This is a genomic window from Undibacterium parvum (assembly GCF_003955735.1).
Taxonomy (GTDB): domain Bacteria; phylum Pseudomonadota; class Gammaproteobacteria; order Burkholderiales; family Burkholderiaceae_D; genus Undibacterium; species Undibacterium parvum.
In genome coordinates this window covers 83,424-109,124 of record NZ_CP034464.1, presented here as the reverse complement: position 1 = coordinate 109,124, position 25,701 = coordinate 83,424, and the positions used below count along the sequence as shown (strand labels likewise).

The window sequence follows — 25,701 nt, the reverse complement described above, 5'->3', positions numbered from 1 at the left end:
TCTATGATTGCGCTGGCCTTGGCTTTATTGGTCTTGTCGTCAACAATATTTGTCGTTGATCAACGCTCCCATGCGATTGTGTTTGCTTTGGGTGAAGTTAAGTCGGTAATTAGCGAGCCAGGACTTCATTTTAAGCTGCCTCCGCCTTTTCAAAATGTTCTGTTCTTAGATAAGCGTATTCTGACAATTGAGTCTCCTGAGGCCGATCGATTTATCACCGCCGAGAAGAAAAATATCTTGGTTGATACTTATGTGAAGTGGCATATAGTTGCGCCAAAATTGTATTACGTTAGCTTTGGTGGAGATGAGGGCAGAGCTAGAGATAGGATGTCTCAAATCGTTAAAGCAGCCTTGAATGATGAGATTACCAAGCGTACTGTGCGTGACGTCATTTCTGGTGAGCGTGATAAGGTAATGACTGCAATTCGTACCAAAGTTACCGAAGAGGCGAAGCAGATAGGCGTTGAAATTGTGGATGTAAGATTGAAGCGCGTCGATTATGTTGAGCAAATTAATAATTCAGTTTACGATCGAATGAAGTCGGAGCGTATGCGGGTTGCGAATGAGTTGCGCTCTACAGGTTTTGCTGATTCCGAAAAAATTCGAGCAGATGCTGACAAGCAACGCGTCGTTATTCTAGCTGAGGCATATAAAGAGGCGGAGCAGACTAGGGGTGCGGGTGACGCTCAAGCTTCACAGATTTATGCTCAGGCATTTGGTCAAAATCCTGAGTTCTATAAGTTTTATCGCAGCCTCGAAGCCTATAGATCAAGTTTTAAGACGAAAAATGATGTTTTAGTTGTGGATCCCAACTCTGAATTTTTTAAGTATTTCAAAAGTCCAGGTGCGACAGGCTCAATATCTGCTCCTAGCAAAACGAAATAGTATTTAGGCATTTAAGTGGTGAAAACGTAGGCAGACTGCAAACCCTAGGCTTGCAGTCTGCCTACGTTTGTCCGGTTCGCCAGGATGATTTTGCCGGCTTTTATTTTCCAACAGTTTTTTTGAATTTATTCTCATGCCAAACTGGCTTTTACCCGAAAACATAGCAGATGTCTTGCCTTCCGAGGCACGCAAAATTGAGGAATTACGGCGCGTAATCCTCGATAACTTTAGACTTTATGGTTACGAGTTGGTAATGCCGCCGCTACTAGAGTACATAGAATCCCTATTAACGGGCGCCGGACAAGATCTTGATTTGCGTACATTCAAATTGGTTGATCAATTGTCTGGTCGTACCATGGGGATACGTGCCGATATGACGACGCAGGTAGCCAGAATTGACGCGCATCTACTCAATAGATCGTCGGTGACACGCCTTTGTTACGCTGGCAGTGTTTTGCAGACGCGTCCCTCCGGTTTGCATGCAACTCGTGAACCTATACAAATTGGCGCTGAAATTTATGGGCACGCTGGTTTGGAGGCTGATGCCGAAATTCAAGAATTGGTTCTGGCTACACTCGCGATAGCGAATATCTCTGAAGTAAGTCTGGATTTATGTCACGTAGGTGTATTGCGGGCGCTTTTGGAGAGTGATGATTTAGCGAAGAAACATGAGGCTCAATTATTTTCTTTGCTCGAATCTAAGGATTTGCCTGCACTGGATTTGCTTACGCGAGATTTTTCACCTATCGTGAGACAGGCTCTTCTGGATCTACCCAATCTGTATGGTGATGCCACCGTGATTCAGAGGGCGCGCGAATTACTGCCGAAATTGAGTGGGATTAGCACTGCACTTGATGAGTTAGAGTCTTTGGTGAAACTGGCGCTTAATGCGCAAGTGTCTATAGATCTTGCAGATTTACGCGGGTATCATTACCACAGCGGAGTGATGTTTAGCGTTTTTGTACCAGGCTTACCAAATGCGGTGGCACGTGGCGGTCGTTATGACCATGTTGGTGAGGCTTTTGGACGTGCTCGTCCCGCCACCGGATTCTCTTTAGATTTACGGGAGTTGGCGCGACTAATGCCTTCTGCTGAGCGAAAAAATGCTATTTTCGCCCCTTGGAGTCAAGATGCCAAGCTTAGGCAGAAAATTTGCGAATTGCGGCAGGCGGGTGAGGTAGTTATTCAAAGTTTGCCGGGTCACGAGAGCGAACAGGACGAATTTGATTGCAATAGGGCAGTCGTATTCGAAGATGGACAGTGGGTTCTTAATAATGTAGGTTAAGTGATGTTACAAAATAAAATAGCAAAAAATGTCGTTGTTATCGGTACCCAATGGGGCGATGAGGGTAAGGGTAAGATCGTCGATTGGCTGACCGATCATGCGCAAGCTGTGGTGCGTTTTCAAGGCGGCCATAATGCGGGACACACGCTAGTCATAGGTGGTCAGAAAACTGCCTTGCAATTGATTCCTTCTGGAATTATGCGCGCGGGTACGGCATGCTATATCGGAAACGGCGTGGTGCTGTCTGTGCCTGACTTATTGCGTGAAATCGATAAATTGCAAGCCAATGGGGTGGAAGTTGCCTCGCGCTTGAAAATTTCTGAGGCTTGTCCGATTATTCTTCCTTACCATACAGCGCTCGATGCTGCGCGTGAGGCTGCGAAGGGTGCTGCAAAAATTGGCACCACCGGCAAGGGTATCGGCCCGGCCTACGAAGACAAGGTTGCGCGCCGTGCGATACGCGTTGCCGATCTCTTGAATCCCGTGCGTTTTGCTGAAAAGCTCAAAGAAAACCTCGATTTTCATAATTTTGTTCTGACGAATTATTTCAATGCACCGGCTGTCGATTATCAGAAAACTCTAGATGACGCGTTGGCAAACGTAGAGCGTATTCGTCCTATGGTTGCCGATGTATCGAGCGCTTTGTATGCTGCACACAAGAATGGCGCGAGCCTCTTGTTTGAGGGGGCGCAAGGCAGTCTGTTGGATGTGGATCATGGTACCTATCCTTTCGTTACATCGAGTAATTGCGTGGCCGGCAATGCCGCCGCTGGCACCGGTGTTGGTCCGAATATGTTGCATTACATCTTGGGTATTACCAAAGCCTACACGACACGCGTAGGATCTGGTCCATTCCCTTCCGAATTGACGACTGATGAAGGTGTGGGTAAGCATTTGTCCAGTATCGGTCATGAGTTCGGTACTGTTACTGGGCGTGCTCGCCGTTGCGGTTGGTTTGATGCAGCGCTGTTGAAGCGCTCGGTGCAGATCAATGGCGTTTCTGGTATGTGCCTGACTAAGTTGGATGTCTTGGATGGCCTGGAGACTTTGAAGCTCTGCACTGGCTACACAATAGATGGGAAATCTGTTGATATCTTCCCTGTCGGCGCGGAAGATGCTGCTCGCTGCATCCCTGTCTATGAGGAAATGCCAGGTTGGAGCGAAAGCACGGTCGGCGCACAGAGTTTGGATGCTTTGCCACTCAATGCGCGCAACTACATTAAGCGTATTGAAGAAATGGTTGGAGTACCCGTCGATATGGTTTCAACTGGTCCTGATCGCAAGGAAACGATCGTTTTACGTCACCCATTCATGTAAGTAAGTTTGAGAAGAAATAGAAATGAATACACCAACATCTACAGAAAAAGACCTTTGGGTTTCTTGGGATGCCTATCATCGCTCGGTGGAGCAACTCGCGTTAAAAGTACACGAGTCGGGCTGGAAGTTTGATCAGGTATTGTGTCTGGCTCGTGGCGGCTTGCGCCCAGGCGATATTTTTTCACGTATTTTTGATGTACCTTTGGCGATTTTGTCGACCAGTTCATATCGTGAAGAATCGGGCACATTACAGGGCGCGCTGGATATTGGTAAATATATTTCCATGACCAAAGGCAGTTTGCAGGGGCGGGTGTTGGTGGTTGATGATTTGGTCGATTCTGGAATTACCTTGGAAAAGGTGTTGCACCATCTACGAGAAAATTTTCCTTCCGTGACGGATGTGAAGTCGGCGGTAATCTGGTGCAAGGCTTGTTCGTCGATACGCCCAGATTACTATCTCGATTATCTGGAAAGTAATCCATGGATACATCAGCCTTTTGAAGAGTACGACAGTCTAAGGCCGCATCAACTCAGCGCCTGGTTGAAAAAAGGCGAGAGTTAATATTTGAAGAATGGAAGCAATTTATTTTGCTTCCATTTTTTTTTGAGGTTTCAATCTTAAGCCGGAGGAGGGGGGGGGCTATTTCGGAAATGAAAAAGCCCGTTGACGTATCAACGGGCTTTTAAAATTGCTGGTGCCCACGGAGGGACTCGAACCCCCACACCCGAAGGCACATGGACCTGAACCATGCGCGTCTACCAATTCCGCCACGTGGGCAGCGAAGGCAAAATTATATAGTATTGGCTGTGGCTGTGGCAATTAAATGAAGTGGTATTTTAATACTTGAGCGTGCGCGGAAGGCAAGCACTGTCTGAAAATGAAAAAGCCCGTTGACGTATCAACGGGCTTTCAAAACTGCTGGTGCCCACGGAGGGACTCGAACCCCCACACCCGAAGGCACATGGACCTGAACCATGCGCGTCTACCAATTCCGCCACGTGGGCAACGAAGACCATGATTATAGAGTATCTAAGGTTTATGTCAATGGCTTAGGTGGGATTTACTTATTTAATACTTGCCTGATACAGGGCAAAGGAAAATAATAAGTAGTGTAAAGTTAGGTAATTTGGGAGCTCTCCGGTAAACTAGGGGGAGTTGGTGCGAAGGTACTGATAAACGTTATTTACAACAGAAAAGACGCTAGCCTCTTGAATAAACATTCCTACCCCATCCCTAGCCGCGAGGAAATTCTCGGCATCCTGCGCACCACGAAAAGTCAGCAAAAAATTGATACGATCGCAGGCGCTTTAGGTGTCAAGCCTGAAGAGCTTGATGGCATGGTGAGGCGCCTCAATGCGATGGAGAGAGACGGCCAGCTCAAGTTGGATAAATTGGGAAATTACACGCTGGCGAACCACGAGAATTTTATTTCCGGTCGAGTGAGCAGTCATCGGGATGGTTATGGTTTTCTGACGCCGGATGACGGTAGTGAAGATCTGTATTTGCCCGAGCGCGAGATGCAGCGTGTCTTGCACGGCGATAGAGTCAGCGCGCGCGTGGTCGGCACCGATAGGCGCGGTCGCCTGGAAGGCGGAATCGTAGAAATTTTGGAGCGCGCCAACACCCACGTGATAGGGCGACTCTTGAATGAAAATGGTGCCTGGATAGTCGCACCCGAAGATAAACGTTTCAGTCAAGATATTTTAATTTCAGGTTCGCCTGGCAAAGCAAAATCAGGTCAGGTAGTGAGTGTGGCCTTGATTGAGCAGCCGACTAAATACGCGCAGGCCGTGGGTAAAATAGTTGAGATCCTGGGCGATGTCGACGATCCAGGCATGGAAATTGAAATTGCCGTCAGAAAGTTTGGCGTGCCGCACGAATTTTCTGAGCCGGCAAAAAAAGCTGCCAGCAAGCTACCTAGCGAGGTTAAACCTGGCGATCTGCTCGAAAGAGTTGATCTGCGCGATATTCCTATGGTCACGATAGATGGCGAAGATGCGCGTGATTTTGATGATGCGGTGTATTGCGAACCGGTAAAAATCGGTAGGGTGAAAGGCCATAGGTTGATCGTTGCGATTGCTGACGTCAGTCATTACGTCAAGCCTAACGACGCCTTGGATAGTGATGCTTTATTGCGCAGCACCTCGGTGTATTTTCCGCGTCGGGTTATTCCTATGCTGCCGGAAAAATTATCCAATGGCTTGTGCTCGCTCAATCCCGATGTCGATAGATTGACCTTGGTGTGCGACATGGTGATTACGGCACAGGGCGAAGTCACGGCGTATCAATTTTATCCAGCGGTTATCCACTCTGCAGCGCGTTTCACTTACACCGAAGTCGCCGCCATTTTGGGTAATACCAAAGGCCCAGAGGCGAACAAGCGCATGACTTTGGTGCCGCATCTCCTGCATTTGTACGATTGCTTTCAGTCCTTATTGAAGGCGCGTCATTTGCGCGGTGCGATTGATTTCGAAACGACAGAAACCTATATCGTTTGCAATGCGGTCGGCAAGATAGAGAAAATTCTGCCGCGCACCCGTAATGATGCGCACAAGCTGATCGAGGAATGCATGTTGGCGGCCAATGTCTGTGCTGCAGATTTATTGGCGCAACACAAGCACCCTGGTACTTACCGTATTCATGCTAGTCCAACCAAAGAAAAATTAACTCAGGTCAGAAATTTCCTGAAACAGGTTAGTTTGCATTTGGGCGGCGGTGATTCACCGACAGCTTCCGATTATGCTGAGCTAATGCAAAAAGTTAAGGGACGTCCGGACGCACCCTTATTGCAAACCATGTTGTTAAGGTCGATGCAGCAAGCCGTGTACAGCCCCGACAATATCGGCCATTTTGGCTTGTCTTACGATGCTTACGCCCACTTTACTAGCCCGATACGGCGTTACCCAGATTTACTGACGCATAGAGCCATCAAAGCGATCTTGCTCGGAAAAAAATACGAGCCCAAAGGCATAGATGCCAGTTTGCTCAACACCACGATTTCGAACGCGGCGCGCAAACAGCAAGTTGCGGATAAGGCTGCGGGTAAGAAAAAGCCAGAAAAAGATCTGACTATCTGGGATGCGCTTGGCACCCATTGTTCCGCCAATGAACGGCGGGCAGATGAGGCTTCGCGTGATGTCGAGGCCTGGTTGAAGTGTTACTTCATTAAAAATAAACTCGGTGAAGAATTTACCGGCACGATTTCGGCAGTGACACAGTTCGGTATTTTTGTGCAGCTCGATGATATTTATATCGAAGGCTTGGTACACATTACCGAACTAGGTGCGGATTACTTCCAGTTCGATGATGCAAGGCATGAGTTACGCGGCGAGCGTACTGGCAAGCGCTATCAGTTGACCGATAGAGTGCGGGTGCAGGTGAGTCGGGTTGATTTGGATGCGCGTAAGATCGATTTGTCTATCGTGCAAGCGCCATCGGCGCGCGCTGCAATGCCGGGCGATCGTATGGCGGGCGGCGCTCGTGCCAAGAGTCATATAGCCGAAGGCAGTAAGCAAGGATCGAAATCGGCTAAGGCGACAGGCAAATCCTCAGTAAAGCGGACTACGACCGAGCCTGTAGCGCTCGCTGCTCAGGGTTCTGGGCGCGCCAAACCAACTCCAGCACGCGCCGGGAATGCCTCTAGAAATACCAGATCGACTAAGAAAAAACGCTAGTAGTTGGACCCCGATAGTCCAAGGCTAGCGTTTGCAATGTGTGTTAAGAAGAGTGAGAAGTAAATATGAAAAGTAAAATGATTTTTGGTTTCCACGCAGTCACCTCGCGCATCCGTCACGAGGCTTCGACTGTGGAGGAAATTTATGTTGATAGCGGGCGTTCTGATCGACGTATGCAAGATCTAATTCATGCTGCAAAGTCGGCTGGAGTCAGGGTGATTCCTACCGATGATCAGCGTTTGTCAAATATAGTCGGCACTCGCCGTCATCAAGGCGTGGTGGCCAAGGCTGGTGAATTATCCTTGGCTCGCAATCTCGATGAATTATTAGATGCAATAGAAGGTCCGCCTTTGTTATTGATTTTGGATGGGATTACTGATCCGCATAATCTGGGCGCTTGTTTGCGGGTCGCTGATGGTGTTGGTGCTCATGCGGTGATTGCACCTAAAGACCGTGCTGTTGGCCTCAATGCGACAGCTGCCAAGGTTGCCAGTGGCGCGGCTGAAACAGTGCCCTACATCACGGTAACCAATCTGGCGCGCACTCTGCGTGAATTAAAAGAGCGCGACATCATGCTGGTCGGCACTTCTGATGACGTAGAAAAAGACATTTACGATGTCGATTTTACTGGCGGTATCGCCATCGTGATGGGCTCAGAAGGCGAGGGCATGCGCCGCTTGACCAGAGAAACCTGTGATGTGCTGGTGCAGATTCCTATGTTCGGCACGGTCGAGAGTCTTAACGTCTCGGTGGCTTCTGGGGTTTGTCTGTATGAGGCGCGTAGGCAGCGCTTAGCGCGCGGCTAGTTTTTGGCCTGAATAAAAAAAGGGAAAGCTTGGCTTTCCCTTTTTTTTGATCTTGCTCAAGCTTTAAAAGCGCACCTGCTCAGCAAAATTTTTCTGCGCAGGCTAAGATAGCCAAGTTGCGCTCTTTTCTTCCCTCTTTTTTTGCTCTCGTTTTTCTCCTTTACTCTCTTTTACTTTTATTCATTCCATGTTTACTCACTTACGTGAAGATATTGCCAGTATTATCCAACGCGATCCTGCCGCCCGCACTGCCTGGGAGGTGATTACCTGCTACCCTGGCTTTCAAGCCATCGTGATGCATGGTTGGGCCAAATGGTGTTGGTTGCGTGGCTGGAAGTGGCTGGGGCGTTTCATCTCTTATCTGGCGCGCATACTGACAGGTATAGAGATACACCCCGGTGCGACTATTGGCCGCCGGGTGTTTATCGATCATGGCTTTGGGGTGGTGGTGGGCGAGACCGCCGAAGTAGGGGACGATTGCACGATTTACCAGGGCGTTACTTTGGGCGGAACTTCGCTTTCTGCCGGCGCGAAGCGGCATCCTACTTTGGGGGCCGGTGTCATCGTAGGTGCTGGTGCCAAGGTGCTGGGTGGTTTTACGATAGGCGCTGGTGCCAAGATAGGCTCAAACTCGGTGGTGGTAAAGCCGGTGCCGGCAGGTGCCACGGCGGTGGGTAATCCCGCGCATGTGATACAAAAAGATGTGCAGCTACAGGCCGAGGCGAAAGCCGCTCAAATTTTTAGTGCGTATGGGGTGACCGGCAATGGCGATGATCCTATCTCTAAGGCGCTGCATAAACTGATAGATCAGGCCGTTTCGCAGCAAGCGCAAATCGATAAATTGACCGCAGCAGTCTGTGCTGCCGGGATCGCCTGTGAAAAACAGTTGGAAGCCGATAAGCTAGACCCACAGCAGATTAACTGCCTGGTGGATTAAGCCGCAAGCTCATTTAGCAATATACTCCCCCAAAAACTGATTAGTATCTAGTCAATCGCGCATATACTATATGGGCGTCTGAAAATTACTCGGGGGGAGTATCTTTTATTCCTGTAAATAAGAGATCGTCGCTGCCATCCACAAGGTGCGCTAGAAAATGACCGTCTTGGTCGATTGCTAGCCAGCCGCCGCGCAGATTTTGCGCTGTGGCGTCACACTCCCAATCGGGCAAGACATAACGCAGGCCTTCGCTGTGCTGATGCCGCGCCGGTCTATGCGTATGGCCATGAATCATGATCGCTACCTGCTGCTGCTTAAACAGCGCGCTAATCGCATCTGGATGCGCATCCATGATCTCGGCGCTCTTCGACTTTTGTTCGCTCTTGCTGTTGATGCGCATGCCTTCAATGATGGCTTTTCTTTGCGCCAAGGGTTGCTGCAAAAATGTCTCTTGCCACTGGCTTTGCCTCACCATTTTCCGGAATTGCATATAGCCCACATCGTCGGTACACAAGGCATCGCCATGCGTGATGCCAATGGTGTGGCCAGCCAAATGAATCAGGCTTGGGTCTGGTAATAGCTGACAGCCAGTGGCGTCAGCAAACGCATTACCGACTAAAAAATCACGATTGCCAGCGATCCAAAAAATCGCGGTTCCGGCATCGCTGAGATCGCGTAAAGCTTGAATGATCATCTGATGATAGGGCGCATCCATATCATCATCGCCGGCCCAATATTCAAATAAATCCCCCAGCAAATACAGACGCTCGGCCAGTGGCGCTTGCTGTTTTAGGAAATTAAGAAAATAGTTGGTGGTGCGTGGCAGCGCGGGATCGAGATGGATGTCGGAAGCAAACAGCGCAAGCAATTTTGCTGGCGCCTGCGGGGCGGTGGTGGTCTTCACTGTAGTTCAGCTGCGCAAAAAAATCAGACTATCGTCGCAGTTTCTATCACGATATTCTCGACCGGGACATCTTGAAACATGCCGGTACGGGTGGTTTTCGCGCCCTTAATTTTGTCTACCACTTCAGTGCCAGCAGTGACTTTGCCAAACACGCAGTAGCCCCAACCATCTTGACCTGGGTAATCAAGGAAGCTGTTGTCGGTCATATTAATAAAAAATTGCGCTGAAGCCGAATGTGGGTCGCTGGTGCGTGCCATGGCGACTGAATACAGGGTGTTTTTTAAACCGTTGTTGGCTTCATTGGGTATCGGTGCATTGTGGGCTTTCTGTTTCATGCCAGGCTCAAAACCGCCGCCTTGTATCATGAAGCCATCAATGACGCGATGGAAAATCGTGCCATTGTAATGACCCGAGTCTACGTAAGAAATGAAATTAGCAACGGTCTGCGGTGCTTTCTCTGCATCGAGTTCTATCGTGATATTGCCCATGCTCGTGGATAAAATGACGGCCATGATGATCCTTGCGTGAAGTTTAGTTGGCTAATAGTTAAAGCTGCATAATATTGCGGAATATTGCGAACGATTACGTACGATTACTTACGATCGCGCACGAATAAATTACTTAATGACTTTGATCGACTCTATCGTGACGGTTTCCAGAGGCACGTTCGGCATCATGCCGCTGTTGCCGTTGGTGCGCACCACCTTGATTTTCTCGACTACGTCCATGCCTTTGATGACTTTACCAAATGGCGTGTAACCAGCGGTTGCGTTCAGCGCTTGTGCGCGGCTAGACTTGATCATTTCACCGCGTCTGGAGTATTCCACCGGGTCGCCTTCGGGCAGAATTTGATGATTCAAAAAGTCATTATCGTTGACGTTAATGAAGAATTGCGCGGTCGCAGAATTTGGATCATTGGTACGCGCCATCGCTATCGTACCTGGCTCATTTTTTAAGTCGTGATCCAAGGCATAGCGCGCTTCCAGTGCGATTGGTTTGCCAGTCGATTTTTCCTGCATTTTTTTATCAAAGCCACCGCCCTGTATCATGAAATTATCGATGACACGGTGGAAGATAGTATTGCTGTAATGTCCTGCCTTGACGTAACGCAGAAAGTTTTCTACCGTCTTCGGTGCGCGCTCTGGGTACAGCTCAAGTACGATTTCGCCCATAGAAGTTTTGATCGCCACATTGGTCAAAGCCTCGCTCATGGCGAGCTGAGTATTCAAAGCTAAAATTGAAGCTGCAAACAGTTTAGTAAAGCGACGACGTTTGAAAGAAAACATAATTGACCTCATTAATTAAACCAGAGCTTCATAAATAATGCGCCATTTAGACGCTTCCTTGATCCAGTATTGGCGTTTGCGAAAACTGGTTTTAGTCTTGCCGATTAGCGTGTCTTGAGTAAAGGTACTGACAATAATTTCTTCTTTTGCCGGATAGCGAAACTGGGTAACATCGCGCAATTTTATCGAAATTTCGCGGGCACCATCCCAAGCTTGTTGTTGCTTGGGGAACCATGTGTTGAGATTTTCGCCTTGCAGGTTTTTGAAGTTACGCGAGTAGTTAGCCAGCAAACGATTCGCACTCAAACTTTCAAGGTCGATACGCCAATCTTCGAGCAGTTTGCTGGCAATTTGCTTGTCTGCATTCCACTTAGTCCGGTTGACGAATTCTACCTGTTCACTAATGATGACCGGGGTTTTACCTATGTCGATGCTAGCCGCCACTTTCAGAAAATCCGGGTTGGTTAGTACGACACAACCATCCGAGGCCAATGGGGCACGGCTAAAATTATCGGATGGTACGCCATGCAACCAAATTCCTGAACCGCTGCGACCATTGAGTTTATCCCATTCATTAGGATAGTTAAGCGGCAGCGCACCAGGCCCGTAAAAATCGGGCAGTTTGGCACCAGCGAGTCGACTGGTAATGTAGTACACGCCAGTCGGGGTTCTTTGATCACCCTCTTTAAACTTATTCATGCCAAGCTTGCCCTGGCTAATGTAATAGTCGCTGACCAGTTTTAGTTGGCCAGCCGTATGCTCATACACATAGATGCGTGAACGTTTGGCATCGACCACCAGTGCTTGCTTCTGATCATCTCTGAGCTGCAGAATACTGCGTGGTATCAGGTCAGGATCAGGTTTTTCGCGTATCGCTCTCAGTCTGGCACTGGCTTCGTCGCGAAAATCTTTCAGCTTGTCTGGCGTGGCATTTTGGGCCGCCCCAAAACTACTCACGGGGCGCGTATGCATCAGCAGTAAGTCGCCGCGAATTAAATGCGCCAGCTGAAAATGCGGATAGGCTAAGATTAATTCATCAATCTTTTGCTGCGCTTTGTGCAGATTGCTAGCCCCCAGACTCTGATAGACCTCAATCAGCAGGGCTTCGGGATTTGGCAGTGGTTGGCTAAGCTCGGAGGGTGTTTCCCTGTCAGTCACTTTTTTTGCGTACACAGCTAGCGGCAATGCAAGCATTGCTGTCGCCGTTAAAAAAATACTGTAATAAAAAAAAGTTTTTCCAGCCGACCAAAGTGTAGGCGGTAAATTTAATGCGAAACGAAACATCAGCTACCCGTGCGCTCTGCCTTGATGAGCCACTTGCCATCTTGCTTAACCATCTCTAAAGATTTTCGGCTGTTGGCGGTGAGTTGGTCCGAGCTATAAATCTGGCGAAATTTAACGCTGGCCGTATGCCCATCAACGGTCACTTTTGGCGTCTCTATTTTGACATTGATGCGACCCTTGCCTTCAATGCGGGCGCGGCGCTCTTCTGCCCACGCTTTGCGGGATTCATTTTTAGGCGTTTGGAAGTCTTTCGCGTAATGCGCTAGATAAGCGTTGGTATCTTTGCTGCTCCAGGCTTTTGCCCAGTCTTCGGTGGCCTTTAGTATGTCGCTTTGATCGGTGTTTGTAGCAGCGGCCACTTTTGCAACTGGTTTAGTTTCCACTTTAGGCGCAGCTGGCTCTACCTTGAGTGCGGCAATTTTAGCTGGCGCAGGTTCAGCTTTGGCCACCGTGGCGGGCAACGCTGTTGGTTTGCTCACAGAGTTTTGATTGACCACTTGAGGTGCGACTGTGGCCGCAGGCATCGCTGTTTTTGGATTGCTGCCGCCAGTGGTGTTACCAATTAAACTTTTCACTAAAGTAAGTTTCAATTTGGCGCCAGAGTTTGCAGAATCTAATTGCAGTGCTTTGTCGTAGGCTTGGCTGGCAAGCTTGGCGTAGATGTCGCCCAAATTTTCATGTGCAGTGCCGTAGGTGGGATTAGTTCTTATCGCCATTTCTAAAGCGGTGCGCGCTTTATCGTATTGACCACTAGATGCATACAGTACCGCCAAATTATTATATGGCTCTGGCAGCTCAGGGTAGTCATCAGTTAGTTTAGTAAAGATAGTAATGGCCTCGGCATTTTTATTCTGCTCAGCCAGTATCAAGCCTTTGAGAAAGCGCATTTGTGCATCTTTGGGACGCTGAGCCAATACAGCGTCGACTTTCTGCATCGCTTCAGGCAATTGGCCAGCCCTTAATAGTTTACCCGCATCACTGGCATCATCGGCAAAGCTAGGGGTTGGAAGAAGGGCGAAGGACACTACTGAAAGTGCAAAAACACTTTTTAAGAGATGGCGCATAGTAAATTGACTTGGTTTCATTTGAGAACAGAAGAACACTAGGCAGCGATGTTATACTGAATATAGTGCGACATCTTAACAAATATGTGTGAATTTTGGGTTTTTGATATGCTTTAGTTCTTTTACTTATGAACAATAAGAAAAGAGTTGACTAAAACCAATTTCACAAGGCTTGATGGAGATGCATTTTTTTGCTTGCGCTAGTGAAGTCTAAGCCTGAAAATCTAGCTCCAAATGAAATTAATTTTTTTGCAGTGATATTGCAATTGCGATGATGACTTCTCTTATTAATTCGATCAGAATGTGAAACTTCTTGTTGGATTGTGTAGATGCAACACAAATAGACGCTAAAATTCAGCTTAGATCGGAAGCAAAGAAGATAATATTTGCAAAATCTCATCAAATTCAAAATACGTAGCTATCGGAAGCGCGCTTCTTGAGGATGAAACTGGCGGCGTAACCGAATGGCGTAGGGTATTACTAGAATGGAAAATGTTTTGAGATTACCAGCAGATAAGCCACATCTTCCAGAATATTGGGAAAATGCTAAAAGTGAATTAATGAAGCGTGACCGTATCATGCGCAAACTTATCCCTCAGTTTGGCGATTTGTATTTGGTTGCGCACGATGATCCGTTTACCACATTAACGCGATCTATCGTAGCGCAGCAACTTTCTGCAGAGTCCGCCAACCTGCTTTGGCAGAAATTTTTAGAGGTTTGCCCAAAGTCGACTCCCTTGCAAGTAAATAAAGCTGGCGCGGAGAAACTCGCAGCTTGTGGACTTTCCAAGAGAAAAATAGAGTATATTCTCGATCTTGCAGAACATTTCAAAGAAAAAAGACTGCACGTGGACAAGTGGGCGGAGATGACAGATGAAAATGTGATCGCTGAATTGATGCAAATTAGAGGTATAGGCCGCTGGACTGCCGAAATGTTTTTAATCTTTAATTTGCTAAGGCCGAATATTTTACCTCTGGATGATCCTAGTTTGCTGAAGGGAATTAGTCTTAACTATTTCTCCGGTGAACCAGTATCACGCAGTGACATAAGAGAAGTCGCCGCAAACTGGGAGCCGTGGCGCACCGTCGCTACCTGGTATTTATGGCGCAGTCTTGATCCAGTTGCAACTTAGTTGGTAATTAGTTAACCATTTTTTTAACTCGTGTTGAATTTGAAGGAGGCACGATGTCTAAAACGACATTCCTAGGATTTGAGCAATCAATCTCAGAACTAGAAACAAAAATTGAAGAACTTCGCTTTGTGCAAGATGACTCAGCAGTCGATATCTCTGAGGAGATTGATAGGCTTTCCCAGAAAAGCCAAATGCTGACCAAGGATATTTACGCAAAATTAACGCCTTGGCAAGTTTCGCAGATTTCACGTCATCCCCAGCGCCCATATACACTGGACTATGTGAATCAGATCTTTACTGATTTTCATGAATTGCATGGCGATCGTAGTTTTGCCGATGATTTAGCAATCGTGGGTGGACTGGCGCGCTTTAATGGTCAAGCCTGCATGGTTATCGGGCACCAAAAAGGACGTGACACCAAAGAGCGCGCATTGCGCAATTTTGGCATGCCTAAGCCTGAAGGTTATCGTAAGGCAATGCGCCTGATGAAGCTGGCGGAAAAATTTAACATCCCTGTGTTTACTTTTGTCGACACTACTGGTGCTTGGCCAGGTATCGATGCAGAAGAGCGTGGCCAGTCTGAGGCGATTGGACATAATCTTTATGTGATGGCTGAACTTAAAGTGCCTTTAATTGCGACCATTATTGGAGAGGGTGGTTCCGGTGGTGCGTTGGCACTCGCAGTTGGTGACGCTGTATTGATGCTGCAGTATGCAACTTACTCAGTTATTTCCCCAGAGGGTTGCGCATCGATCTTATGGAAAACCTCTGATCGCGCATCGGATGCGGCGGAGGCTTTAGGCTTAACTGCGCATCGATTGAAAGCAATGGGTTTAATCGATAAGATTATTAACGAGCCTTTGGGTGGCGCACATCGCGACCCTAAGCAAATGTGCGCATTGGTGAAGCGTGCTTTGGCTGACACCTTGCGTCAATTTCAAGGTGTGAAGACTAAGGATTTGCTGAATGCTCGCCATGAAAAGTTAATGACTTACGGTAAATTCAAGGAAACAAAATCGTCTGAATGAAGTCCGTGAACCCCAGTGATAAGGCGCTCAAGCAGCGCTTTGAAGAAGTAATATCGTCGATCATCTCAGAACAAGCCCCAGATGCTGTGCAGCGCGGAATCGCAATTGCATATAGTGGCGGGCTTGATTCTGCAGTTCTACTCTCGCTCGCAGCTAGTTTTTGCAGAGAAAAACAGATTCCAATTTTTGCTTTTCATGTACATCATGGCTTGAGTCAAAATGCGGATGAATGGCTTGCGCATTGTCAATCTACTTGTGAAAAAATTGGAGTTGTCTTTTCTTCGGTAAAAGTTCACATTGATCTTAATAGTCCCGAAGGAATTGAGGCTACGGCCAGAGCCGAACGTTATCGTGCATTAGGCGGCTTGTGTGCGCAATTTAAGACTTCGTTATTGCTGACTGCCCATCATCAAGATGATCAGGCTGAGACGCTTCTGCTACAACTATTGCGTGGCTCCGGTGTTTCTGGGCTGTCCGGCATGGATTTGTTTAATTATGCACCGGCACTGCTTTTGAATAAAGATCTGCTCATTGCCAGACCACTTCTGGGTCTGAGCAAAGAGATGTTATTAGACTTTGCTACATCGTATGAAATTAGTTACGTTGTGGATGAATCGAATTTTGATTGTCGATACGCTAGAAATGCATTACGACAACAGGTCATGCCTGTTCTGTCAAAAATTTCGCTAGGTTATACGACTAGGTTAGCCAGAAGTGCCAGGCATGTGCAAACGGCCGGCCGCTTGTTGAATGAACTTGCGCAGATCGATATGGCAGCATGCCTGATAGATGATGCTTTGCAAATCGAAAAAATGCGACTGCTTAGTATCGACAGGATAGAGAATTTAATGAGGTATTGGTTTTCTACCTTGGGTGTGCGTATGCCATCGACCGCACGATTAGCTGAAATGCGCCATCAACTTTTTGACGCTAGGCATGATGCAAAGATTACTATCCATCATGATAAATTGGGTGTTCATCGTTATAAAGATAGAATTTATGCGTCAGCCTTGCCCACAGGTGATGAGTTAGTCGCACCCAAAGAATTCATATGGAATGGTGAAGCAGCGATTTATTTCGCGGATTTTTCAGGAACTATGCATTTTGAAGAGGCAAGATACGGCGTTGATAAAGACTGGTTGATGCAGCAAAAGCTTTGTTTGCGCGGACGCGAAGGCGGAGAGCGCTTAAAGCTTGCCGCAAACCGATCCACACGCGATATTAAGAGCCATTTTCAAACACTAAAAATACCATTTTGGCAAAGGCAGCGATTACCATTTTTGTATGTCAATGGTAAATTGTTACATGCGGCCAAGGTCGGCACGCATTCGGAACTTTTCCAATTGGATAGTGAAAATTTGATAAATTTCAGATGGCAAGCGGATTAATGTTAAGGCAATAACGCTGTCTTAGTTGGTAGATAAGGATATCTGTAATGAAAAGACAAATTGTTTTAGACACGGAAACCACGGGATTGAACGCCAGAGGTGGTGATAGAGTAATAGAAATTGGTTGCGTCGAATTAATTGACCGTAAATTAACCGGCAATAATTTTCATTGTTACATTAATCCTGAGCGTGATTCTGAAGAGGGCGCATTGGCTGTTCATGGATTAACGACAGAGTTTTTGCGTGATAAACCAAAATTTGCTGAAATCTCAAAGGAATTTTTGGAGTATGTTCAAGGCGCGGAAATTGTTATTCATAACGCACCGTTTGACGTCGGCTTTCTAAATGCTGAATTAACACTTTTGGGAATGCCTTTATTCCCTGAGTTTGTTGAACAAATCACAGACACCTTGGTTCAGGCAAAAGAACTGCACCCAGGTAAGCGCAATTCTTTAGATTCATTGTGTGATAGATATGAAATTTCCAATTCTCACCGGAAATTACACGGTGCATTATTGGATGCCGAATTATTGGCCGATGTGTTTTTGGCGATGTCCCGTGGGCAAAATAGCTTTTCTATCGAAATACAAGAAGAGGAGGTTGCACCAGTACTTACTGATGTGCTGATAGATCTTCCTATGCATGATGTATTGCTTTGTTTGGCTGAAGAGTCTGAGATGACTGAGCATGAGCTGCTGCTAACCGGCTTGGATAAGGATGTTCGTGGCAAAAGCATATGGAATCAAATCTAAGTAATTGAGAGGTTGGGGCGCATTTCATTCTCCTTAACCTTTGTGTAGAGCAGTAATCCAGGCGTTATGGCGCTCACTATTTCGGTGAGTCTTTTTGCCGTAGATCTTTTTTGCCTTCCCAAATCCTTCTTTTAAATACACAAAAAAGCGATCAGATATTCGAACTGCATCGCTGATTTTGCTATTTCTCAAAAAAACATCACTTTTGCCTAAAGTTTTTCGATTTTCGACCGTTAAATAAACTAAGAAAAATTAAATTAAATATTTTTTCGATTTACCCTAAAGTTTTCACTTTTGCTGTCGTTAATGTTTGTGTAGCTTGAGATGATTGAATACTTTTTAATTTTAAGTCCATGATTTTAAAGTAACTTTAAAATTTTTTCTTGTTTTGTAAATGCATCAAATTTCTACGAATTTAATTTTTGTAGATGTTAATATTTGCTTGTAGGAATAATTCCTACGGGCGATTTCCGTTTTTTGAAAACATTCTTAGAGTTTCACCTATACACCGGTATTTTCCTTAGTCTCACAATGTATCTCACTGGCAATGAAGTTTGGCCAGGTTAAACACGATGGGGGTAGGACATGACACCGAACGATATAATGGCTGAAATTCGCGACGCTAACTTAAGCTATCTAATGTTGGCCCAGCAGATGATTCGTGCCGATAAGCCTACCGCCATATTCCGCCTTGGTATTGGTAAGGAAATTGCTGATCTGATAGAGGGTTTAAATAACTCTCAGATTCTAAAATTGGCTGGCTCGAATATGATGCTTGCAAGGTTCCGCTTCGAAGATAGCGCAATTTTATGCATGTTGACCAATTACAATAAAGAACGTTCACTGGCTCACTCTCATGCTGCGATCTTAATGGCTGGGCAGGCAGTTGAAGAGATTAATTAAGTAAATCTCTTTTGTTTTTAAAATTGAAAATGGGTGGCAGCATGGCAACCAAAAGTGTAGTAAGTGAAGCACATGACATTCAACTGGCGATAGATTTGGTTAATTTGGGCGCTCGTCTACAGTTGCTTGAGTCCGAGACTTCGCTGTCGCGTGAGCGGCTTTTGAAAATATATAAAGAGCTTAAAGGGGTGTCTCCGCCCAAGGGAATGTTGCCATTTTCAACTGACTGGTTTGTTACTTGGCAACCAAATATACATTCGTCTTTATTTATGAATATTCACAAATACTTGCAGGAGCACGCTGGTATTGTTGGTATCGAGGCTGTGGTTAAGGCGTATCGTTTGTATTTAGAGCAATTCCCGGTCGCTGCTGGCGATGAGCCAATATTGTCAATGACACGCGCATGGACTCTGGTTCGATTTTTTGATGGGAAAATGCTTTCGTTTGTAAAATGCAGTAAGTGTGGCGGGCAATTTGTTGCGCACTCTATGGATTTGCATGACCATTATGCTTGTGGGCTTTGCAATGTTCCTTCTCGCGCAGGCAAGACGAAAAAACTTAGGGATGTAGAACCCTTATTGGATATGGTAGCATGAAGGGAATATTTTTCTGGAATGCTTTTGAAGATAGGATTGACTATTCAGCGCATAAATAGTGCTCTTAAATTGGGTCTTGACTCGCTTTCGCCTTCAATTCTGGCGATACTGATTCAGTCGACCTCAATGCTCCTTTGTTTTTTGATGTCCATAGTTCTTCGTTTCACTCTAGATAGTCCCCCATCGATTGTTTTTTATGTTGTATTTCAGGCTGCGTTCGCGGCCTTTTTAACATTTTTGTGGGAATTGGATTGGTGGTGGATCGTAATTCAATTTTTGTTTCCTCTTCTTGTCCCCATTTTATTAATCGCTGAAATTTCGCCGACTTATTATTTGTGTGGATTTGTTTTTTTGACTTTAATCTATTGGTCTATTTTTCGAACCCAAGTCCCTTATTTTCCTTCGACTTCGGCTTTGCTTCCAGCCGTGCTTAATTTACTACCCCCGGATAGTAAATTCCGATTTGTTGATGTAGGAAGCGGATTAGGTGGCTTGTTATTCAAATTGTCGGCCGTCCGCAAAGAATCTTCATTTGTCGGCATTGAGATCGCACCTTTGCCATGGGCTATTAGCTATTTCCGAGCTTGGTTTGCTAGCTCACCGGTTCGATTTATTTTTGGCAATTACGAGCGTGCGAATTTTGGTGAGTACGACGTCGTGTTTGCATATTTATCACCGGTGGCAATGAGTAACTTATGGGTAAAGGCGATCGCAGAAATGAAGCCAGGCACCTTGTTATTGAGCTATGAATTCATAATTCCCGATGTCGAGCCAGATTTGTGTATTAATATAGCCGAGAAAGAACCTTTTCTCTACGTATGGCGCATATAATGGAATATGTAAGTGTATGCCTTGGGCAATATTAGAGGCAACATTCAGTCTTTATGCAGTCGATTATCTCGTTCATTAATTGACGCCCATGCTCAAAAAATAGCTCGCAATCGAAATTCATTAAGGAGTATTAGGCATGTTAGTCATCGTTGGCTATATTGTTGTTATGGGATCTGTTTTCGGCGGATTCGTAATGTCCGGCGGACATCTTGCTGTTTTGTTCCAGCCACTCGAATTATTAATGATAGGGGGAGCGGCGGTCGGCGCATCTTTAGTTGGTAATACTGGTAAGACCTTAAAAGCCTCGCTCAAAGCTTTGCCTGGAGTGCTAAAAGGCTCTAAGTATACAAAGGCCCTTTATATGGAGCTGATGACTATGTTATTCGACGTGTTAACCAAAATACGTAAAGAAGGCTTAATGTCTATTGAGGGGGACATAGAAAAGCCCGAAGAGAGTCCATTGTTTAGCAAATATCCTTTAATCGTCACAGACCATCACATGATGGAGTTTATTAGTGATTATTTGCGACTGATGGTTTCTGGAAATATGGACGCATTTCAAATAGAAAATTTGATGGATAACGAGTTGGAAACTCATCATCATGAGGCTGCAGGGCCTTCACATTTTATTGCTAAATTAGGGGACGGCCTTCCAGCCTTTGGCATCGTCGCAGCAGTAATGGGGGTTGTGCATACTATGGAGTCTGTGGGTATTCCACCAGCTGAATTGGGTATATTAATTGCGCATGCCTTGGTGGGAACGTTTTTAGGTATTTTGTTGGCATATGGTTTTGTCGGTCCGCTAGCTGGATTAATGGAGCAGCAGTTAGATGAGTCATCAAAAACTTTTCAGTGTGTAAAAGTAACCTTACTTGCTAGTTTGAATGGGTATGCCCCAGCCTTAGCGGTTGAGTTTGGGCGTAAAGTTCTCTATTCGACCGAAAGGCCTAGTTTTAGTGAGTTAGAAGAGCATATTAAACAATCTAAATCAAAATAAAGTTTTGACGTAAACACTCATATGGCGAATGAAGAACTCAGACCTATTATCGTCAAGCGTATAAAGAAGGTTGCTGGCGGTCATCACGGGGGCGCTTGGAAAATTGCTTACGCAGATTTTGTGACGGCGATGATGGCGTTCTTTTTATTAATGTGGCTTCTTGGTTCTGATGCAAAGGGTAATTTGCAAGGAATTGCAGAGTATTTTAAGACCCCATTGAAAGTTGCAATGGCTGGTGGTGACGGGAGTGGAGATAGCTCGAGCATTATCAAAGGCGGCGGTAAAGATTTGAGTTTGCGAGAAGGACAAAATAGAAAAGGCGAAGTAGAGTCTCCTAAGAAAAGCTACAATTTGCAGGCTGCGGAAGCCGCGTTAGCAAAAGTTGATGCTGAAAGATTAAAGGTTTTAAAGGAAAAAATTGAAGCGGCGATTGATTCAAGTCCTAGTTTGAAACAATATAGAAAACAGCTGCTGTTGGATATTACGACTGAAGGTCTGCGAATACAAATGGTTGATGAGCAAAATCGTCCGATGTTTGCGTCTGCAAAAGCGGATCTGCAACCTTACACTAGAGAAATTTTGCATGAGATAGGTCGTACACTTAACGATGTACCGAATCGAATAAGTTTGTCTGGGCATACCGATGCAGCGCCGTACGGCAGTGGTGAAAAAGGATATAGTAATTGGGAGTTGTCGGCGGACCGTGCGAATGCATCTCGCCGAGAGTTGATATACGGCGGCATGGATGAGACAAAAGTATTGCGGGTAGTTGGCCTGTCTTCTTCTGTTTTATTTGATAAAAATGATCCATTAAACCCCATAAATAGACGTATTAGCATTATTGTTATGAATAAGAAAGCAGATCTATCTGCATCGCAAGATGGTGGTTCTATTGATGTGGGGAATTCGGGCGATGTTGCAATAAACGCTAAAGATAAGGCTGGCGATTGAGTGTTTGGTATCAAGCTGCAACATCAAACTGAAAATTGGGATGCTTAAGATGTCAAAAAAGAAAATGTTAGGTTCTCAAGTTAAACAGTTACTTGCTGGGGTTTCGGACCACGGAAATGAGCATTTGATCGAATTAGAGACGGACCTTGTTCAAACAACTATTCTTTTGGCTGAGGCGATTGAGAAGCTTGGAGCAAGTTTTTTGGCTTTGCATACCGCGGTATCTAGCCAGCAAGATGAGATCAACGTTCTCATTTCTTCCGGTGGTGCATCCGATCAGAGTATTGATCGATTAAAAATAATTCAAAGCGAAATAGCCTCCCATATCAATGCAGCAGTCACAAGCTTGCAGTTCCAGGATTTGACCAGTCAATTAATATCTAGAACCCTGCAGAGAAGTGTCGGTCTCCGTGAAGTCCTAAGTTCCTTGGGGGTAGTCGGCGATGGAATTCCGCATGATGGTGATGTCGATGAAATTGCTGTTTTACTAAAGAACATGTCCGTCACGCTGGAGAGTCAAAGTGTCGAATTGAAAAGTATTTTGCGTAAAGCGGTAAGTCAAAAGCATTTAGATAGTGGTGATATTGAGCTGTTTTAAAGTTGATATTTGAGGGCGTATTGCCTTAATTTGCATAATGGAGTGATGATGTCCAAGACAATTTTAGCGGTGGATGATTCTGGCTCGTTGAGACAGATGGTAGCCTTTAGTTTAAAAGCAGCAGGTTATCAGGTGGTCGAAGCAGTAGACGGACAGGACGGTTTGGAAAAAGCAAAAAATCAAGTGTTTGATCTTGTTTTGACAGATCAAAACATGCCCCGTATGGATGGCCTTACTTTGATTAAGTCATTGCGTGCATTAGCTACCTATCAAAAAGTTCCTATTTTGATGTTAACCACAGAATCGAGTGATGACATGAAAAATAAGGGGCGTGCTGCAGGGGCAAATGGGTGGTTGGTAAAACCATTTGATCCACAAAAATTGACGGAAGTCGTAAAAAAAGTAATTGGCTGATGAAAAGTAGATAATCCAAGCACTGACGACTATATGATGGAGCGCGATGATGGCAATTGACATGAGTCAATTTTTCCAGGTATTTTTTGACGAGGCAGAAGAACTTCTCGCCGAGAAAGAAAAGTTGCTGCTGGCTGTAGATATTTCCTCGCCAGACCCAGAGGATTTGAACGCAATTTTCCGTGCTGCGCACTCCATCAAGGGAGGTGCGTCTACGTTCGGCATTGTAGATATGGCCGAAGTGACACATGTTTTGGAGTCCCTTTTAGATAAAATTCGAAAAGGCGAAATGACTTTAACCTCCGAGCATGTCGAAGCTTTTTTGGCTGCTAAGGACGTACTAAAAATGCAGTTGGATGGACATCGTTTAGGAACCTCGGTGGATCAAGATGCGGTGGCTGATGTAAGAATGTTATTGCAGTCGTTGTCTCAAGAAGATATCTCGCCTGCAATGCCGACTGAAAATTTTATTCAGGCAGAGAAAAAAATCTTGGCGCCAGCAAACTACACTCATCTTTTTGTCATTGAGCTGCCTAAGTTATCTTCAAATGAAACTGAAGCAATTGTGTCTGAATTGGGTTTGCTAGGATCAATTAGCAAACAGGTAAACGGTAGCGGTGTTAGTGTTTTGAACTTGGAAAGCAGTGGGACGGAAGATGATATTGTTGCAATTTGCTCATTCATTTTAGATCCAAATGATTTAAAAATAAGCATTACGCCATTAACTCCAAGTGCAGGAACTGAAAGTCTTTCAGAGGATGAGTTGGGTTATGGCTTTTTTGAGCCAATGGACCCTATGTTTTCACCGAATGTGGTTCATGCGACTAAATTCGACAGTGATATTGAAATTTCTCAGTCATTATTGAATCATCACGGGGCCTCTTCAGATCAAAAACAACAGCCCAAGAAAGAGACTGAAAAACATCCAGCTTCTCATGAGTCGTCCACAATTCGGGTCGGAATCGAAAAAGTAGACCAAATAGTAAATTTAATTGGCGAACTAGTTATCACTCAAGCGATGTTAGAGCAAAGAACGCAAGATTTAGACCCACTTTTAAATGAGAGATTGTTAAGTACTATTGCACACTTAACTAGAAATACTAGGGATTTACAAGAAGCCGTGATGTCCATTCGTATGATGCCTATGGATTATGTATTTTCACGCTTTCCTAGAATGGTAAGAGACCTGGCCACCAAGCTAGGTAAGCGAGTTGAGTTTATTACCTACGGAGCCTCAACCGAGCTTGATAAAGGTTTAATCGAGCGAATTGTGGATCCATTAACACATTTGGTGCGAAATAGTATTGATCATGGGATAGAGGTTCCCGAGATACGGACTGCCTCAGGAAAAAATGCCTCTGGGAAATTATCGCTTTCGGCGGTTCACCAAGGTGGAAACATTGTTATCGAAGTAAGTGACGATGGCGGTGGATTGCATAGAGATAAAATTCTCACTAAAGCCAGACAAAGTGGTTTGCCAGTTTATGATGCAATGCCCGATAGTGATGTTTGGCAATTGATTTTCGCACCGGGTTTTTCTACTGCAGATGAAGTTACAGATGTTTCTGGACGTGGCGTTGGCATGGATGTTGTCAAGCGAAATATAAGTGCGATGGGCGGGACTGTGGATATCCGCTCGGCAAAAGGGTTTGGAACGACGATTACTATATCTCTTCCATTAACGCTTGCGATTCTCGATGGTATGTCTATAAGAGTTGGCGATGAAATTTACATTTTACCTCTGGGATTCGTCATGGAATCCTTGCAACCGGCCGCGGTGGATGTTAAAGAAATCAATGGAAAGGGACGTGTTATCAAGGTTAGGGAGGAATATTTACCGTTGATTGCTTTATTTGAGAGTTTTAATATTATCCCAAAATTCTCAAATCCATCTGAAGGGATTGCTGTTATTGTCGAGGTTGATGGCAAGAAAGCCGCATTGTTAGTTGATGACCTAGTCGGACAGCAACAAGTTGTCGTGAAAAACATTGAATCAAACTATCGCAAGGTGCCTGGGATTTCTGGCGCAACGATTTTGGGCGATGGTGGTGTTTCGTTAATTTTGGATGTGGCAGCATTACTGCGATCCGCTCGATAAATTGTGTTCGGATAGTTAAATAATAGGAGAAAAAAATGGCACAAACTATGGAAGTTTCTAGTAATTCATCACAGACTGAGAGAGAGCGAACTGATCTAGCGCTCCAAGAATTTTTGGCTTTTACCTTAGGGCAAGAAGAATATGGGATAGATATTCTGAAGGTTCAGGAAATTAGAGGTTATGAAGCTGTAACTAGAATCGCAAATGCGCCAGATTTTTTAAAAGGTGTGATTAACTTACGAGGGATTATCGTTCCAATTGTTGATATGCGAATCAAATTCAACCTCGGTAACCCCACGTATGATCAGTTTACTGTAGTGATTATTTTAAACATCGAGGGGCGCATCGTTGGTATGGTTGTGGATAGTGTTTCTGATGTGATGACGCTTTTGCCTGAGCAAGTAAGGCCAGCACCAGAAATGGGAACAACTTTTAGCGGTGATTTTTTGATCGGACTCGGAACGCTAGAAGAGCGAATGTTGATCTTGGTTGACATCGTTAAATTAATGTCTAGTGCTGAGATGGGTTTAGTGGATCAGGTAGTTTAAGTGGGTTTTTGCATACGGCCA

General features: G+C 45.5%; 25 protein-coding genes and 2 tRNA genes. 20 read left to right on the top strand and 7 right to left on the bottom strand.

Annotated elements, in window-relative coordinates:
- Positions 1-3 precede the first annotated feature (3 nt).
- From hflC to EJN92_RS00520, 4 genes are all read left to right on the top strand, one after another.
- Positions 4-885 carry a protease modulator HflC gene (hflC, locus tag EJN92_RS00535; RefSeq protein ID WP_407701566.1) on the top strand — a complete coding sequence of 294 codons (882 nt, stop codon included), beginning with the start codon at positions 4-6 and terminating at the stop codon, positions 883-885.
- 133 nt (positions 886-1,018) lie between these two features.
- The gene (locus EJN92_RS00530; RefSeq protein WP_126126046.1) at positions 1,019-2,170 is read left to right on the top strand and encodes an ATP phosphoribosyltransferase regulatory subunit; all 1,152 of its coding nucleotides are present in this window, start codon (positions 1,019-1,021) and stop codon (positions 2,168-2,170) included.
- A gap of 3 nt (positions 2,171-2,173) precedes the next feature.
- On the top strand, positions 2,174-3,487 hold the full coding sequence (locus EJN92_RS00525; RefSeq protein WP_126126045.1) for an adenylosuccinate synthase: 1,314 nt from the start codon (positions 2,174-2,176) through the stop codon (positions 3,485-3,487).
- 22 nt (positions 3,488-3,509) lie between these two features.
- Positions 3,510-4,049, top strand: coding sequence for a phosphoribosyltransferase (locus EJN92_RS00520; protein WP_126126044.1), 540 nt, complete (start codon positions 3,510-3,512; stop codon positions 4,047-4,049).
- A gap of 131 nt (positions 4,050-4,180) precedes the next feature.
- Here the strand turns inward: EJN92_RS00520 and EJN92_RS00515 are convergent.
- Together EJN92_RS00515 and EJN92_RS00510 are read right to left on the bottom strand one after the other, a co-directional pair.
- Positions 4,181-4,265: transfer RNA gene (locus EJN92_RS00515), tRNA-Leu, on the bottom strand.
- A gap of 142 nt (positions 4,266-4,407) precedes the next feature.
- Positions 4,408-4,492: transfer RNA gene (locus tag EJN92_RS00510), tRNA-Leu, on the bottom strand.
- A gap of 204 nt (positions 4,493-4,696) precedes the next feature.
- Between EJN92_RS00510 and rnr the strand changes: the two genes are divergently transcribed.
- The 3 genes from rnr to cysE all read left to right on the top strand — a co-directional run bounded on the left by rnr (position 4,697) and on the right by cysE (position 8,905).
- Entirely contained in the window at positions 4,697-7,162 is a 2,466-nt protein-coding gene (rnr, locus tag EJN92_RS00505) for a ribonuclease R (protein WP_126126043.1), read from the top strand.
- A gap of 65 nt (positions 7,163-7,227) precedes the next feature.
- Entirely contained in the window at positions 7,228-7,968 is a 741-nt protein-coding gene (rlmB, locus tag EJN92_RS00500; RefSeq protein WP_126126042.1) for a 23S rRNA (guanosine(2251)-2'-O)-methyltransferase RlmB, read from the top strand.
- 187 nt (positions 7,969-8,155) lie between these two features.
- Positions 8,156-8,905 carry a serine O-acetyltransferase gene (gene cysE, locus EJN92_RS00495; RefSeq protein ID WP_126126041.1) on the top strand — a complete coding sequence of 250 codons (750 nt, stop codon included), beginning with the start codon at positions 8,156-8,158 and terminating at the stop codon, positions 8,903-8,905.
- A gap of 85 nt (positions 8,906-8,990) precedes the next feature.
- Here cysE and EJN92_RS00490 read toward each other — a convergent pair whose 3' ends face one another.
- From EJN92_RS00490 to EJN92_RS00470, 5 genes are all read right to left on the bottom strand, one after another.
- Positions 8,991-9,809: a UDP-2,3-diacylglucosamine diphosphatase gene (locus EJN92_RS00490; RefSeq protein ID WP_126126040.1), complete on the bottom strand. Its 819-nt coding sequence runs from the start codon at positions 9,807-9,809 to the stop codon at positions 8,991-8,993.
- A gap of 23 nt (positions 9,810-9,832) precedes the next feature.
- Positions 9,833-10,321: a peptidylprolyl isomerase gene (locus tag EJN92_RS00485; RefSeq protein ID WP_126126039.1), complete on the bottom strand. Its 489-nt coding sequence runs from the start codon at positions 10,319-10,321 to the stop codon at positions 9,833-9,835.
- 105 nt (positions 10,322-10,426) lie between these two features.
- Positions 10,427-11,020 (bottom strand): peptidylprolyl isomerase, encoded by a 594-nt coding sequence (locus EJN92_RS00480; protein WP_227869859.1) that lies wholly within the window; start codon positions 11,018-11,020, stop codon positions 10,427-10,429.
- Positions 11,021-11,110: 90 nt separating this feature from the next.
- Positions 11,111-12,289, bottom strand: coding sequence for a L,D-transpeptidase family protein (locus EJN92_RS00475; protein ID WP_126126037.1), 1,179 nt, complete (start codon positions 12,287-12,289; stop codon positions 11,111-11,113).
- An 89-nt stretch (positions 12,290-12,378) separates the two neighbouring features.
- Positions 12,379-13,443: a L,D-transpeptidase Cds6 family protein gene (locus tag EJN92_RS00470; RefSeq protein WP_227869635.1), complete on the bottom strand. Its 1,065-nt coding sequence runs from the start codon at positions 13,441-13,443 to the stop codon at positions 12,379-12,381.
- A 485-nt stretch (positions 13,444-13,928) separates the two neighbouring features.
- Here EJN92_RS00470 and EJN92_RS00465 point away from each other — a divergent pair, with 485 nt between their 5' ends.
- The 13 genes from EJN92_RS00465 to EJN92_RS00405 all read left to right on the top strand — a co-directional run bounded on the left by EJN92_RS00465 (position 13,929) and on the right by EJN92_RS00405 (position 25,680).
- A complete protein-coding gene (locus EJN92_RS00465; RefSeq protein ID WP_126126035.1) occupies positions 13,929-14,576 on the top strand; it encodes a DNA-3-methyladenine glycosylase family protein in 648 nt (215 codons plus the stop codon).
- Positions 14,577-14,629: 53 nt separating this feature from the next.
- Positions 14,630-15,604 (top strand): acetyl-CoA carboxylase carboxyltransferase subunit alpha, encoded by a 975-nt coding sequence (locus tag EJN92_RS00460; RefSeq protein ID WP_126126034.1) that lies wholly within the window; start codon positions 14,630-14,632, stop codon positions 15,602-15,604.
- A gap of 5 nt (positions 15,605-15,609) precedes the next feature.
- Complete coding sequence (gene tilS, locus EJN92_RS00455) at positions 15,610-16,992, top strand: tRNA lysidine(34) synthetase TilS (protein WP_170174840.1); 1,383 nt, start codon at positions 15,610-15,612, stop codon at positions 16,990-16,992.
- A gap of 47 nt (positions 16,993-17,039) precedes the next feature.
- Positions 17,040-17,744: a DNA polymerase III subunit epsilon gene (gene dnaQ / locus EJN92_RS00450; protein ID WP_126126032.1), complete on the top strand. Its 705-nt coding sequence runs from the start codon at positions 17,040-17,042 to the stop codon at positions 17,742-17,744.
- A 585-nt stretch (positions 17,745-18,329) separates the two neighbouring features.
- Entirely contained in the window at positions 18,330-18,647 is a 318-nt protein-coding gene (gene flhD, locus EJN92_RS00445) for a flagellar transcriptional regulator FlhD (RefSeq protein ID WP_126126031.1), read from the top strand.
- 41 nt (positions 18,648-18,688) lie between these two features.
- Positions 18,689-19,243, top strand: a complete 555-nt coding sequence (gene flhC, locus EJN92_RS00440) for a flagellar transcriptional regulator FlhC (RefSeq protein ID WP_126126030.1) — start codon at positions 18,689-18,691, stop codon at positions 19,241-19,243.
- A 36-nt stretch (positions 19,244-19,279) separates the two neighbouring features.
- The gene (locus EJN92_RS00435) at positions 19,280-20,074 is read left to right on the top strand and encodes a class I SAM-dependent methyltransferase (RefSeq protein WP_157984282.1); all 795 of its coding nucleotides are present in this window, start codon (positions 19,280-19,282) and stop codon (positions 20,072-20,074) included.
- A 136-nt stretch (positions 20,075-20,210) separates the two neighbouring features.
- A complete protein-coding gene (gene motA, locus EJN92_RS00430) occupies positions 20,211-21,071 on the top strand; it encodes a flagellar motor stator protein MotA (RefSeq protein WP_126126028.1) in 861 nt (286 codons plus the stop codon).
- A 21-nt stretch (positions 21,072-21,092) separates the two neighbouring features.
- Positions 21,093-22,022, top strand: coding sequence for a flagellar motor protein MotB (motB, locus tag EJN92_RS00425; protein ID WP_126126027.1), 930 nt, complete (start codon positions 21,093-21,095; stop codon positions 22,020-22,022).
- A gap of 49 nt (positions 22,023-22,071) precedes the next feature.
- Positions 22,072-22,620, top strand: a complete 549-nt coding sequence (locus tag EJN92_RS00420; RefSeq protein ID WP_126126026.1) for a chemotaxis protein — start codon at positions 22,072-22,074, stop codon at positions 22,618-22,620.
- A gap of 48 nt (positions 22,621-22,668) precedes the next feature.
- Positions 22,669-23,034 carry a response regulator gene (locus EJN92_RS00415; RefSeq protein WP_126126025.1) on the top strand — a complete coding sequence of 122 codons (366 nt, stop codon included), beginning with the start codon at positions 22,669-22,671 and terminating at the stop codon, positions 23,032-23,034.
- 49 nt (positions 23,035-23,083) lie between these two features.
- Positions 23,084-25,132 (top strand): chemotaxis protein CheA, encoded by a 2,049-nt coding sequence (gene cheA / locus EJN92_RS00410; protein ID WP_126129685.1) that lies wholly within the window; start codon positions 23,084-23,086, stop codon positions 25,130-25,132.
- 47 nt (positions 25,133-25,179) lie between these two features.
- Positions 25,180-25,680: a chemotaxis protein CheW gene (locus EJN92_RS00405; protein WP_126129684.1), complete on the top strand. Its 501-nt coding sequence runs from the start codon at positions 25,180-25,182 to the stop codon at positions 25,678-25,680.
- The last annotated feature ends 21 nt before the right edge of the window (positions 25,681-25,701 follow it).

What these genes read in the sequence shown, in the direction of transcription:
- hflC (WP_407701566.1), top strand. Translation starts at nt 4, where the DNA reads ATGATTGCGCTGGCCTTGGCTTTATTGGTCTTGTCGTCAACAATATTT.
- EJN92_RS00530 (WP_126126046.1), top strand. Translation starts at nt 1,019, where the DNA reads ATGCCAAACTGGCTTTTACCCGAAAACATAGCAGATGTCTTGCCTTCC.
- EJN92_RS00525 (WP_126126045.1), top strand. Translation starts at nt 2,174, where the DNA reads ATGTTACAAAATAAAATAGCAAAAAATGTCGTTGTTATCGGTACCCAA.
- EJN92_RS00520 (WP_126126044.1), top strand. Translation starts at nt 3,510, where the DNA reads ATGAATACACCAACATCTACAGAAAAAGACCTTTGGGTTTCTTGGGAT.
- rlmB (WP_126126042.1), top strand. Translation starts at nt 7,228, where the DNA reads ATGAAAAGTAAAATGATTTTTGGTTTCCACGCAGTCACCTCGCGCATC.
- cysE (WP_126126041.1), top strand. Translation starts at nt 8,156, where the DNA reads ATGTTTACTCACTTACGTGAAGATATTGCCAGTATTATCCAACGCGAT.
- EJN92_RS00485 (WP_126126039.1), bottom strand. Translation starts at nt 10,321, where the DNA reads ATGGCCGTCATTTTATCCACGAGCATGGGCAATATCACGATAGAACTC.
- EJN92_RS00480 (WP_227869859.1), bottom strand. Translation starts at nt 11,020, where the DNA reads ATGAGCGAGGCTTTGACCAATGTGGCGATCAAAACTTCTATGGGCGAA.
- EJN92_RS00475 (WP_126126037.1), bottom strand. Translation starts at nt 12,289, where the DNA reads ATGCTTGCATTGCCGCTAGCTGTGTACGCAAAAAAAGTGACTGACAGG.
- EJN92_RS00470 (WP_227869635.1), bottom strand. Translation starts at nt 13,443, where the DNA reads ATGCGCCATCTCTTAAAAAGTGTTTTTGCACTTTCAGTAGTGTCCTTC.
- EJN92_RS00465 (WP_126126035.1), top strand. Translation starts at nt 13,929, where the DNA reads ATGGAAAATGTTTTGAGATTACCAGCAGATAAGCCACATCTTCCAGAA.
- EJN92_RS00460 (WP_126126034.1), top strand. Translation starts at nt 14,630, where the DNA reads ATGTCTAAAACGACATTCCTAGGATTTGAGCAATCAATCTCAGAACTA.
- dnaQ (WP_126126032.1), top strand. Translation starts at nt 17,040, where the DNA reads ATGAAAAGACAAATTGTTTTAGACACGGAAACCACGGGATTGAACGCC.
- flhD (WP_126126031.1), top strand. Translation starts at nt 18,330, where the DNA reads ATGACACCGAACGATATAATGGCTGAAATTCGCGACGCTAACTTAAGC.
- flhC (WP_126126030.1), top strand. Translation starts at nt 18,689, where the DNA reads ATGGCAACCAAAAGTGTAGTAAGTGAAGCACATGACATTCAACTGGCG.
- motA (WP_126126028.1), top strand. Translation starts at nt 20,211, where the DNA reads ATGTTAGTCATCGTTGGCTATATTGTTGTTATGGGATCTGTTTTCGGC.
- motB (WP_126126027.1), top strand. Translation starts at nt 21,093, where the DNA reads ATGGCGAATGAAGAACTCAGACCTATTATCGTCAAGCGTATAAAGAAG.
- EJN92_RS00420 (WP_126126026.1), top strand. Translation starts at nt 22,072, where the DNA reads ATGTCAAAAAAGAAAATGTTAGGTTCTCAAGTTAAACAGTTACTTGCT.
- EJN92_RS00415 (WP_126126025.1), top strand. Translation starts at nt 22,669, where the DNA reads ATGTCCAAGACAATTTTAGCGGTGGATGATTCTGGCTCGTTGAGACAG.
- cheA (WP_126129685.1), top strand. Translation starts at nt 23,084, where the DNA reads ATGGCAATTGACATGAGTCAATTTTTCCAGGTATTTTTTGACGAGGCA.
- EJN92_RS00405 (WP_126129684.1), top strand. Translation starts at nt 25,180, where the DNA reads ATGGAAGTTTCTAGTAATTCATCACAGACTGAGAGAGAGCGAACTGAT.